Origin of the sequence: Neotabrizicola shimadae (assembly GCF_019623905.1) — a bacterium.
In the GTDB taxonomy this organism is placed as follows: domain Bacteria; phylum Pseudomonadota; class Alphaproteobacteria; order Rhodobacterales; family Rhodobacteraceae; genus Neotabrizicola; species Neotabrizicola shimadae.
Window position 1 is genome coordinate 461,987 of the sequence record NZ_CP069370.1, and the last position, 11,482, is coordinate 473,468.

Here is an 11,482-nt window from a genome sequence, read left to right on the forward strand (position 1 = left end):
TGCGCAAGTTTTCCGAGCGCAATCATCGCACTGTTGCCTGCAAGTCATATGCAACGTTAACAACTCCTGTTAGTCTGCGAACAAAGAACGATAAAACACGAGCAGGCACACAGGAATGCAGGCGGGCTTTCGGGGCGCGTTCGTCATCTCCTGGTCGCAGACGGAACTGGATGGCGTCAGGAACGCGCCGCTGGAGCTGATCGCCGTTGGCGCCCCCTGGCGCTGGACCGGCGAGGCGCAGCGCGTGGACGGCGGAGGGGACCGGCTGCTTCTGGAAGGGGCAGAAGGAATGGAGGAGGTCCGCAGGCGGGCGTCGCGCATGGTGCGGCGGCTGACCGGCATTGCGCTGGCGGGTCCGCCCGCGCCCCGCCCAGAGGTCGAACCTGTCCCGCCGGCGCAGTCCTTCGTGCTGACCGATGGCCGCGCGAGCTGGACCGCGCAGCTGATCGAGGCACCCGCCAGCGGCCGCCAGCTTGTGCTTTTTCCGGATGGCTTGCCGCCGGAATCCCGTGAGCTTTGGGTCGTCAGCATGACCATCGAGCGCCCGTCGGATAACGGGGCGCCGCAGGGTGGGGTGATCTGCTTCACGCCTGGAACGCGCATCGCCACCAGCGACGGACCTCGCCCGATCGAGTCTCTTCGCTCTGGCGACCGCATCCTGACCCGCGACAACGGCCCGCAGGAGGTGCTGTGGACCGGGCGTCGCCGCATGTCGGGCGCGCGGCTGTTCGCGATGCCGCAGCTGCGCCCCATCCGCCTGCGCGCGGGTGTCTTCGGGCAAGGCCAGCCCGATGCTGATCTGATCGTCTCTCCCCAGCACCGGATGCTGGTGCGCGGGCCCGCAGCACAGAACCTGTTCAACACCGACGAGGTGTTGGTGACGGCCGAGGCGTTGGTCAACGACGACAGCATCATCGTGGACCATTCCCTGCGGGAAGTGACCTACATCCATGTCATGCTGGAACGGCACAACATCGTCTGGGCGAACGGGCTGGAGACGGAGAGCTTTCACCCCTCTCATGCCGCTCTGGATGCCATCGACCTGGATCAGCGTGTATCCTTGGCCGAAGTGCTGCCGGGAGGGCTGGACCGCCCACACCTTTATGGCGGTTTCGCCCGTCGCAACCTTTCGGCGCCTGAAGCGGCGATCCTGCGGCACGACCTGGGGGCCTGATCGGGCCGAAACCGGCAGGCGGCTGTTGACACTGCCGTTCGTACGTCTATAAGCCCGCCGATCCCGGGGCTCACCCCGGGGTTTTTCATTGGTGTTGGTGGACCCCGCGAGGGGAACCCTGTCGTCCCCAGCTTGGGGAAGAGGACAACGCCCTTCTGGAACGAAAAGAAGGAGATCAGCGGTGACCAAGCGCACCTCTGCCAAGTACAAGATCGACCGCCGCATGGGCGAAAACATCTGGGGCCGTGCCAAGTCCCCGGTGAACAAGCGCGAATACGGCCCCGGCCAACACGGCCAGCGCCGCAAGAACAAGCTGTCGGACTTCGGTACGCAGCTGCGCGCCAAGCAGAAGCTGAAGGGCTATTACGGCGACCTGACCGAAAAGCAGTTCCGCAAGATCTATGCGGAAGCCGAGCGTGTGCGCGGCGACACCGGCGAAATGCTGATCGGCCTGCTGGAGCGCCGTCTGGACGCGGTGGTGTACCGCGCCAAGTTCGTTCCGACCATCTTTGCGGCGCGCCAGTTCGTGAACCACGGGCACGTCCTTGTGAACGGCAAGGCGGTGAACATCGCCTCGTACCGCGTGAAGGAAGGCGACGTGGTGGAAGTGCGCCAGAAGTCCAAGCAAATGGCCACGATCGTGGAAGCCATCGCGCTGACCGAGCGTGACGTTCCCGATTACCTGGAAGTCGACCATTCGAAGCTGACGGCGAAGTTCGTCCGCACCCCGGGCCTCGGCGATGTGCCGTATCCGGTGCAGATGGAACCGAACCTCGTGGTCGAATACTACGCGAAGAACTGATCCCTCGCGGATCACTGGACTGGGCCGCGCCATTGGTGCGGCCCTTTGCATTTCCCGTACCATGCGGGCCTTGCAAATCCGACGTGCCGACCGACATCCGGAAGGCGCAGCGACAGGAGCAACCATGTCAGAAAAGCCCACGATCGAGACCCGTTTCGAAGCCGGCCTCTTCGCCAGCCGGTGGCTGATGGCGCCGATCTACCTTGGTCTTGCGATCAGCCTGGCCATGCTGACCGTCGTGTTCTGCAAGGAACTGGTCTACTATGCCTCAAAGACGTTCTCGATGAAGGCCGACGAGGCGATCCTCGCCGTGCTGACGCTGATCGACCTGTCGCTGGCGGCGAACCTTCTGCTGATCGTGCTGTTTTCCGGCTACGAGAATTTCGTGTCGAAGTTCGACATCGACACCGGCACTGACCGGCCGAACTGGATGGGTACGGTGGATTTCTCGGGCCTGAAGATGAAGCTCATCGCCTCGATCGTGGCGATCTCGGGGATCCATCTGCTGAAGGTGTTCATGGAGGTCGGCAAATCCGCCGCTCCGGTGGACGTGGAAAAGATGCGTTGGCTGGTCATCATCCACCTGACCTTCGTTGTCTCGGGTGTGCTGCTTGCCCTGATGGACTGGACATCGGCCAAGACCGACAAGCACTGATCCTTCCCGGCTGCGCGGGACCGCGCAGCCTGTGCTGTCTTGCGCGCGGAAAGCCGCCGAAAACCTGCTGGCAAAAGGCTGCCCCCCCGGCTACAAACCCGCGGCAACAGGGAGCCTTCGATGACCAACGCGATCCGCCCGCAGCCCGGCATCCTTGACATCGCCCTTTACGAGGGCGGCAAGAGCAATGTCGCGGGCGTTGCCAATGCCGTGAAGCTCTCGTCGAACGAGAATCCCTTCGGCCCGTCCGACCGCGCGAAGGAAGCCTACCAGCGCGCCATCCACTCGCTGCACCGCTATCCGTCCACAGACCATGGCGGCCTGCGCCGGGCCATCGCCGAGGTGCACAAACTGGACGCCGACCGCGTGATCTGCGGTGTCGGTTCGGACGAGATCATCACCTTCCTGTGCCAGGCCTATGCCGGCCCCGGAGAAGAGGTCGTGCACACGGAACACGGCTTCCTGATGTACCGCATCTCGGCGCTGGCGGTGGGAGCGCGGCCCATCGAGGTGAAGGAGCGCGAGCGCACCACTGACGTGGATGCGATCCTTGCAGGCTGCTCGCCCATGACGCGGCTGGTGTTCCTGGCCAATCCGAACAACCCGACCGGGACCATGATCCCGGCGCCGGAAATCGCGCGGCTGGCCGACAGCCTGCCGCAGCGGGCCATCCTCGTGCTGGATGGTGCCTATGCCGAGTATGTCGATGGCTATGACGGCGGTCTCGCGCTGGTGGAAAGCCGCGAGAACGTGTTCATGACGCGGACCTTCTCCAAGATCTACGGGCTTGGGGGTCTGCGCATCGGCTGGGGTTATGGGCCGAAGCACATCATTGACGTGCTCAACCGCATCCGTGGGCCGTTCAACCTGTCCACCACCCAGCAGGAGGTGGCCGAGGCTGCGGTGCGCGACCAGGATTTCGTGAACAAGTGCCGCAGCGAAAACGCCCGGATGCGGGCATGGCTGGCCGGGGCGCTGGCCGAACTTGGGGTGCCGTCGGATACGTCGATGGCGAATTTCGTCCTTGCGCGCTTTTCCTCGACCGAGGAGGCCGAGGCCTGCGATGCGTTCCTTCAGTCTCAGGGGCTGATCGTGCGGCGGGTGGCGGGATACAAGCTGCCGCATTGCCTGCGCATCACCGTGGGCGATGAGTCCAGCTGTCGCCGGGTTGCCCATGCGGTTGGCCAGTTCAAGGGCGTGAGGTAAGAGGCGTTCGATGTCGGCACCTGTCTATGACCGGGTCGCCCTGATCGGGCTGGGCCTCATCGCATCCTCGATGGCGCTGGCCATGCGCGAGCGGGGGCTTGCGGGGACGATCGCGGGCCACGCGAAATCGGCCGAGACCCGTGCCGTGGCGCTTGAAATCGGACTGTGCGACGCGGTCTTCGATACGGCTGCGGCGGCAGTGCAGGGTGCCGATCTTGTTGTTCTGGCGGTGCCGGTCGGTGCCATGGCCGCCATCGCCGAAGAAATCGGCCCGCATCTGAAGCCGGGCGCCTGCGTCACGGACGTGGGGTCGGTGAAACAGGCGGTCATCGGCGCCGTGGCGCCGCATCTGCCCGAAGGCGTGACCTTCGTGCCCGGCCATCCGCTGGCGGGTACAGAACATTCCGGCCCGCGATCAGGCTTTCCCACGCTTTTTGAGAACCGCTGGTGCCTGCTGACCCCAACCGAACGTTCCACGCCAGAGGCAACGGCGCGGCTGCGCGCGCTCTGGGAGGGCATGGGCGCCAAGGTGGACGAGATGGATGCGGCGCACCACGATCTGGTTCTTGCCGTCGTCAGCCATACGCCGCACCTGATCGCCTACACCATGGTGGGTGTGGCAGATCACCTGCGCCGGGTGTCGAACAGCGAAGTCATCCAGTATTCTGCCTCGGGCTTCCGCGACTTCACCCGCATTGCGGCCTCTGACCCGACGATGTGGCGCGACGTGTTCCTGACCAACAAGGACGCCGTGCTGGACATCCTGGGTCGTTTCACCGAAGAGTTGTTCGTGTTGCAGCGGGCGATCCGCATGGGCGACGGCGACATGCTTTTCGACTATTTCACACGCACCCGGGCCATCCGGCGCGGCATCATCGAGGCGGGGCAGGATACGGCCGCGCCCGACTTTGGCCGCGTCGCAGTGAAGCCTGCCGGGGCGAAGGGCTGACCTTGGCTGGCGGCCATCAGGGTCTGGTCCTTCGGCTGGCGCTGGTTCTTGCCCTTCTCACTGATGGGGCGCTTGCGCAGGCGCCCCAGACCTCGGTTCGTCCGGCAGAGCGCCCTGTCGTGCTTGGTGCACCGGAACAGGACCTTGCCGCGACGGTTGCGCCTGATCCGGGCGCGGGGCAGGGCAACTCCGACGCGGTGGACGAGGCGGTGCAGGAGGCTTTGTCCACGTCTTCTGCCCCTGCGGCAGTGGCCCAAGGCCAGGCCGCGTCGATCCGCCCGCGTCCCCGGCCCGCTGATCTGGCCGGTGCGGCGGAGGTCGTCACGGCTTCGGCTGCGCCCGCTGCTGTTGCCCCAGAGCCGGCAACGCCGGATGAACCCGCGCCCGAAAAGAAGCGCAAGGGCCTGGCGGGCCTGTTCGGAGGGGGAGGTCAGTCCACCCCGCGCGACCAGAGCCCCGGCTATGTCTGTGGCGACCGCGATATCCTGGGCGAGGAACTGGCGCCGATCACCTCCAAGGTGCGGGGGTGCGGCATTGCCGAACCTGTGCGGGTAACCTCTGTTGACGGCCTGTCGCTGAGTCCGCCCGCGACCATCACCTGCGAGACCGCCACCGCGTTGAAGAAGTGGGTAAAGGGCGCGGTGAAGCCTGCCTTCGGACGCCGCCAGATTGTCGGCCTGACCGTGGCCGCGTCCTATTCCTGCCGCCCGCGCAACAACATCCGCGGCGCCAAGATCAGTGAGCACGGCAGCGGTCGCGCCATCGACATATCAGGCTTCGTGCTGAAGAACGGCAAGGAAGTTACCGTCAGCCGGAACTACTCTGGCAAGATCCGCAAGGTGCACAAGGCTGCCTGCGGGACCTTTGGCACCACGCTTGGCCCCGGCTCCGACGGATACCATGAGGACCATTTGCACCTCGACACCGCGACGTATCGCAACGGACCCTACTGCCGCTGAAACCTCAGCGCAGGAAGGGCGCCGGCCCGAGCGGCAGGATGCCAAGCCGCATCTGGCCGCGCTGGAAGGTCAGCGGCAGCACCAGGGGCTTGCCATCGCCCGCGCTCTCCTGCAGCCGATCCACCATGGCGCTGACCGTGGGGGCCAGCCGTTGCGGCACCAGGCCCGCCGCAACCGCGAGCGGCAGCAACACTGGCCCGCCCTGCAGCGTCACCTCCAACCGGCCCTCGGCCTGACCCGCCGCATCCGCCGCAAGTGACCCAGTGACCGCAAGGCTTGCCGTGCCCCAGTCGAGCCGCGCCTCCGTCACCTCCAGAGTCTCCACAACCACGGGCGGCTCGACCACCACCAGCCCCGGAGGCGCGGAGAAACCCACCAAAGCATCCACGCGCAGATGCCCGGTGCCCGCCGCTGCCAGTTGTCCGGTCCCGGTCAGACCGGAGATTTCGACCCCGAGTTCGTGCTTTGCCGAGCCTTCGGCCAGTCGCCGGGTCGCCAACCGGAGGTCTGTTGCCGCAAGCACCCCGGTTGGCAGGACCGCCGCGGGCGATTGGGACACCAGGGTGAAGCGGTCGATCAGCAGATTGCGGCCGGGCACGAGAACCAGGCTTGCCTCGGTGCTTTGGGCGGTGACGGGAATATCGCCCATCGGTGTCAGCAGAACCCAGTCCTGCGGGGCGACCAGGATCACATGCCAGGGTTTCCAGCCCATCATCAGGCTTTGCAGCCATTCGCCCGTCCAGCCATAGCCGCTGACCGGGTCGCGCAGCAGGGGTTGCGTCAACGTCAGGTCGAAGCGGTTGGGGAAGCCCTGCACCGACAGACCGTCTTGTCGTACCTCCAGCCCGGCTGCGGTCTGCATGGCGATCCACTCGCGCACGCCCCGTTCCAATGCCCGCGTGCCGATGAACCAGTATCCCGACCACAGCGCCGCCACGACCAGCACAAGGGCGATCAGCTTCTTCATGTCACCATCCGTCTCTGGTTCCTGCGCCGGCTTCGGGCTAGGACCTTTGGCGCAGTGATTAGCGCCGGCATGGCAGAAGGGCCAGCGATGGATAAGGCGATGTGGGTCTTTGGCTATGGTTCCCTGATCTGGGATCCCGGTTTTCCGATCGCCGAGCGTCAGCTTGCCTTTCTTTCGGGCTGGCACCGCAGCTTCTGCATGAGGTCGATCCATCACCGTGGCAGCGAAGCCGCCCCAGGCCTGGTGCTGGCGCTGGACGAATCTCCCGACGCGCGTTGCGCGGGTGTGGCATTTCGCGTGGCACCCGGCGCCGAGGAGTCGACACTGGCCGCCCTGCGCGAGCGCGAACTGATTTCTTCGGCCTATCTGGAACGCAATCTGCCCGTGACGCTTGCCGACGGCGCAGGCGTGCAGGCGTTGGTCTATGTCATCGACCCGCATCACATCCAGTATTGCGGCGGCCTGCCGCTGGAGGAGCAGGCACAGATCATCGCCACCGCGCATGGCGGCCGTGGGCCGAACCGCGACTACCTGTTCGCAACTGCCGCACATCTCGCCGAACTGGGTATCGCCGACCTCGATCTTGACTGGTTGGCCGCACGGGTGCGCGCGCTGCCGGGCTGAGCCACCGTTTCCCTTGGCAGGGCCACCCGCCCTGCTATGCTTTCGCCAACCAGAACAGCGGGCAGGCCCCTCTAGATGAACGCGAACCGGACGGACAAGGCGGCAGAGGCGCGCGAGACCCTTTTCAGCCAGCCGATCCGCCAGATCGTCCTGATGCTGCTCGTCTGCGGCCTTGTCGGCACCGGGGCCTGGCTGATCCACGGCACGGTCGGTGCTGTGCTGGCCACGAACCCGCTGCTGAACTGGTTCATCGTCGGGGTCTTCCTGTTCGGCGTCGCCACCTGTTTCTGGCAGGTGTTCATCCTGGCCCAGTCGGTCAGCTGGATCGAGAATTTCGTGAAGCGTCGGCCCGGCTATGAACTGGTCACGCCGCCGCGCCTGCTCGCCCCGCTCGCCTCGCTTCTGCGGTCGCGCGGCGCACGGATGCAGATGTCCGCCTCGTCCTCGCGCTCGATCCTGGAATCTGTCGAAGCCCGGATCGAGGAAGCGCGCGACATTACCCGCTACATCGCCAACCTCCTGGTATTCCTCGGCCTTCTCGGCACGTTCTACGGCCTCGCCACCACGGTGCCGGCTGTGGTCGAAACCATCCGGTCCGTGGCCCCGAAGGAAGGTGAGACCGGGATCGAGGTGTTCTCGAAACTGATGGGCGGGCTCGAAGGCCAGCTTGGCGGGATGGGCACGGCCTTTTCCTCATCGCTTCTTGGCCTTGCCGGCTCGCTGGTCATCGGTTTGCTGGAGCTTTTCGCCGGCCACGGCCAGAACCGGTTCTACCGCGAGCTGGAGGAATGGCTTTCCTCCATCACGCAGCTTGGCTTTGCTTCGTCCGATGGCGAAGGTTCCAGCCCGCTCGGCGGCCTGGTCGAGCACCTGGCCCAGCAGATGGAAGTGCTGGAAACCCTGACTGCGCAGGCCGATGTCACGCGAGGGCAGATCGACGAACGGCTTTCTGCCCTGTCCCAGGCCTTGGATCGCCTGAGCGAACGCCTGGCGGCACAATCGGCGCAGGAACAGCTTCTCTTGCGGATCGCGGATGGCCAGGACCGGCTGGTCGCGGCACTGACCGGCCCGGAGAGCTCGCTGCAGACCGAGGCGGAAAACCGGATGCGGCTGCGGTCCATCGACGTGCAGCTTCTGCGCATTCTGGAGGAAATGTCGGCCGGCCGGCAGGAAGCCGTGGCCGATCTGCGCGCCGACCTGACGGCCGTCACCGCCGCCATCCGGCAATTGTCGCGCGGCACTGTGGGACGGGGCTAGACCATGGCGCTTGGACGTCGCCGCGACAGTCACATGATCTGGCCCGGCTTCGTCGATGCCGTGACCACGCTTCTTATGGTCATCCTGTTCGTGTTGACCGTCTTCACCGTGATGCAGTCGGTGCTGCGCGACGAGATCACCACCAAGGACACCGAGTTGAGTGCGCTGACGGAGCAGGTGGCGCAACTGGCAGATGCGCTTGGCCTGGAACGTACCCGTGCGGCGCAGTTGGAGACCGAGGTCGGAACGCTGAAGTCCTCGCTCGCCTCGGCCGAGGCCGAAGGCGAAAGGCAGGCCGGGCTGATTTCCACGCTGACCGCTCAGCTTCAGACGAAAGAGGGCGAGCTTGCCGCCGCCCAAGGCCAGATCGCCAGCTTCGAGGCGCAGGTGGCCAGCCTTCTTGCCGAACGCGACGCGGCGCGCGGGCGGGTGGGGGAACTCACGGCAACTGTTACCGAACTTGAGGCCGCCAAGGCAAAGGCCCTGACCGAGAAGGAGGCGCTCGACCTCGCGCTGGCCAAGGCGCGCAGCGAGGTGGATGCCCAGGCCGAGGAAGCGCGCCTCGCCGCCGCCCGCCGAGAGGCGCTGGAGGCGCTGGTGGCGGAGCTTCGCGCGAAGGGTTCTGCGACCGAGGCCGATCTTGCCGCGGCCAGGGCGCAGCTTTCGGACGAGGAAGCCGCCCGGCTGGTCGATGCCGCAGCGCTGGAGGAATTGCGCAAGAAGCTGGAAGCCTCGAACACGGAACTCGCCTCGATGACGCTGGCGCTCGAGGAGCAGCGCAGGCAAGCCGAGGAGACCCTGACCCTGCTGGCCGCGGCCCGGACCGAGGCGGCACAGGCCGCAGCCGCTGCGGGAGACACGGACCGGCAGGCAGCTCTTCTGGCCACGGCCGAAGCGGCGCTGGATGCGGAAAAGGAAAAGGCACTGAAGGCGCAGCGCGATGTCGAGCTTCTGAACCAGCAGATCGGCGAGTTGCGCGCGCAGCTTGCCTCGCTTCAGGCGCTGCTCGATGCCTCGGCCGCCGCAGATGTTGCGGCCAAGGTGCAGATCGAAACGCTTGGCAGCCAGCTGAACGCCGCACTGGCCCAGGTGGCCGCCGAACAGAAGAAGCGCGCCGAGGCGGAAGAGGCAGAGCGCAAGCGGCTGGAGGCAGAGAACCTGGACCTTGCCAAGTACCGGTCCGAGTTCTTCGGCCAGTTGGGCGAGCTTCTGTCTGGCCGGGATGGTGTCCGCGTCGTCGGCGACCGCTTTGTGTTTTCCTCGGAGGTGCTGTTCCAGCCCGGTTCGGCCGATCTTGCGCCGGAAGGGCAGGCGCAGATCGCCGGAGTTGTACAGATCCTGAAAGAGGTGATGCAGGATATCCCGCCTTCGATCGACTGGATCATCCGGGTGGACGGCCACACCGATAACGTGCCCTTGTCCGGCACCGGCGAGTTCAAGGACAACTGGCAACTCAGCCAGGCGCGCTCTCTGTCCGTGGTGCGCTATATGATCGACGTGTTGGGCTTCCCTCCCGACCGGCTGGCCGCCACCGGCTTTGGCCAGTATCGACCCGTGGCCGAGGGCGATAGTGAGGCCGCCCGCGCCCAGAACCGCCGGATCGAGTTGAAGCTGACCGAACGCTGACGTGCCCTTCGGCTTTGCAGAAGGCTTCGAGAGCGCGTCGATCGGCGATTACTGGCCTGAACAGCGCACCCGCCTCTTTCACAAGAAGGTTTTCGGCGCTATGTTTTCTATGGAAACGGGGGGTGGCGATGGGTCCTGTCCGCGCTGTATCGCCTGCCGCAGAGGCCGGCGCTGTCCTGACGAAGGCCGCTGTGCGAGCCGCAGATCGGCTTGGCTTGACCGGCCGTCAATTGGCCGGGATCGTCGGCGTATCCGAGGCAACCGTTTCCCGCTGGAGGCGCGGCGAAAGCCTTCTGGAGCCGGCGACGAAATCCTTCGAGCTTGCCGCCCTTCTGGTCAGGGTGTTCCGCTCGCTTGATGCGATTACCGGCGGTGACGAGGTGGTTTCACGCCGATGGCTTCAGGCGCCCAACCTGGCCCTGGCGGCGCGACCGATCGAACGCATGGCACAGGTGCAGGGGTTGGTCGATGTCGCTACCTATCTGGACGGCCGCCGCGCTCCGCTCTGAGTCGCGCAGCTATTCCGGTCACGCATGGCGGCTTGTCGAGGCGCAACACCGGGTGTCGACGCTGAAACTGGTGGACAGTCTGGCAGAACAGCTTGCGCTGGAAGACATTCTGGAGGCGAGCAAGCCCCCGCTCCCCGAGGAATGCCGACATCTTGACTATTTGCTGGCGACCCCTTTCCGCTATCGCCCTTATCCCGCGGGCTCACGGTTCCGCAGGGCCGGGCTCAGCAAAGGCGTCTGGTACGGGGCGGAATCGCCAGAGACCGCGGCGGCCGAGATGGTCTTCTATCGGTTCCTATTCTATGCCGAGAGTCCGGATACGCCCTTTCCCGACGATGCTGCCGAGTATACGGCCTTCTCGGCCCAGGTGGCGTCACCCGTGTCGCTTGACCTGACGGTCGGCGCCCTGGCCAAGGATCAGTCGAACTGGGCCGATCCGGTGGTCTACGATGCGTGCCAGGCGCTGGCCGACGAGGCCCGGTCCCTCGGGGTGGAACTGATCCGCTATAAGTCCGTGCGCGACCCAGAGTGTCGGGCGAACCTTGCGGTATTGAGCTGCCGTGCCTTCGCGTCACCCCTGCCTCTGGAGCGCCAGACCTGGCGCATCCGGCTCAGCCCCGGCGGCGCTCAGGCGCTGCGCGAGCACCCACGGCTTGGGATCGAATTCGGGCGAGAGGCCTTTGCCGCCGACCCGCGGCTTGCCGGCATGACCTGGAGCCGACCGCGAGCAAAATGACGGGACGGTCGCCATTTA

Annotated in this window: 12 protein-coding genes; 11 read left to right on the forward strand and 1 reads right to left on the reverse strand. The window is 65.8% G+C overall.

The genetic code is table 11. From position 1 onward, the window contains the following. The first annotated feature begins 115 nt into the window (after positions 1-115). From JO391_RS02220 to JO391_RS02245, 6 genes are all read left to right on the forward strand, one after another. Positions 116-1,174, forward strand: a complete 1,059-nt coding sequence (locus JO391_RS02220) for a Hint domain-containing protein (protein ID WP_220662584.1) — start codon at positions 116-118, stop codon at positions 1,172-1,174. Positions 1,175-1,355: 181 nt separating this feature from the next. Continuing rightward, entirely contained in the window at positions 1,356-1,976 is a 621-nt protein-coding gene (gene rpsD, locus JO391_RS02225; RefSeq protein ID WP_220662585.1) for a 30S ribosomal protein S4, read from the forward strand. 124 nt (positions 1,977-2,100) lie between these two features. Further along, a complete protein-coding gene (locus JO391_RS02230; protein ID WP_220662586.1) occupies positions 2,101-2,631 on the forward strand; it encodes a TIGR00645 family protein in 531 nt (176 codons plus the stop codon). A gap of 120 nt (positions 2,632-2,751) precedes the next feature. Next, positions 2,752-3,837 (forward strand): histidinol-phosphate transaminase, encoded by a 1,086-nt coding sequence (gene hisC, locus JO391_RS02235; protein WP_220662587.1) that lies wholly within the window; start codon positions 2,752-2,754, stop codon positions 3,835-3,837. Between the two features lie 10 nt (positions 3,838-3,847). Next, a complete protein-coding gene (locus JO391_RS02240) occupies positions 3,848-4,786 on the forward strand; it encodes a prephenate/arogenate dehydrogenase family protein (RefSeq protein ID WP_220662588.1) in 939 nt (312 codons plus the stop codon). A gap of 2 nt (positions 4,787-4,788) precedes the next feature. After that, a complete protein-coding gene (locus tag JO391_RS02245) occupies positions 4,789-5,745 on the forward strand; it encodes an extensin-like domain-containing protein (RefSeq protein ID WP_259444798.1) in 957 nt (318 codons plus the stop codon). Between the two features lie 4 nt (positions 5,746-5,749). On the opposite strand, the gene JO391_RS02250 is transcribed toward JO391_RS02245, so the two are convergent. Continuing rightward, positions 5,750-6,712 (reverse strand): DUF2125 domain-containing protein, encoded by a 963-nt coding sequence (locus JO391_RS02250; RefSeq protein ID WP_220662589.1) that lies wholly within the window; start codon positions 6,710-6,712, stop codon positions 5,750-5,752. Between the two features lie 87 nt (positions 6,713-6,799). Here JO391_RS02250 and JO391_RS02255 point away from each other — a divergent pair, with 87 nt between their 5' ends. From JO391_RS02255 to JO391_RS02275, 5 genes are all read left to right on the forward strand, one after another. Beyond that, positions 6,800-7,336: a gamma-glutamylcyclotransferase gene (locus JO391_RS02255; protein WP_220662590.1), complete on the forward strand. Its 537-nt coding sequence runs from the start codon at positions 6,800-6,802 to the stop codon at positions 7,334-7,336. A gap of 75 nt (positions 7,337-7,411) precedes the next feature. Then, entirely contained in the window at positions 7,412-8,593 is a 1,182-nt protein-coding gene (locus JO391_RS02260) for a biopolymer transporter ExbB (RefSeq protein WP_220662591.1), read from the forward strand. 3 nt (positions 8,594-8,596) lie between these two features. Beyond that, positions 8,597-10,219 (forward strand): peptidoglycan -binding protein, encoded by a 1,623-nt coding sequence (locus JO391_RS02265; protein ID WP_220662592.1) that lies wholly within the window; start codon positions 8,597-8,599, stop codon positions 10,217-10,219. 191 nt (positions 10,220-10,410) lie between these two features. Next, a complete protein-coding gene (locus tag JO391_RS02270) occupies positions 10,411-10,728 on the forward strand; it encodes an antitoxin Xre/MbcA/ParS toxin-binding domain-containing protein (protein WP_259444799.1) in 318 nt (105 codons plus the stop codon). Beyond that, positions 10,688-11,464: an RES family NAD+ phosphorylase gene (locus JO391_RS02275; protein ID WP_220662594.1), complete on the forward strand. Its 777-nt coding sequence runs from the start codon at positions 10,688-10,690 to the stop codon at positions 11,462-11,464. Before JO391_RS02270 ends, JO391_RS02275 begins: the two co-directional genes overlap by 41 nt. Positions 11,465-11,482 lie beyond the last annotated feature (18 nt).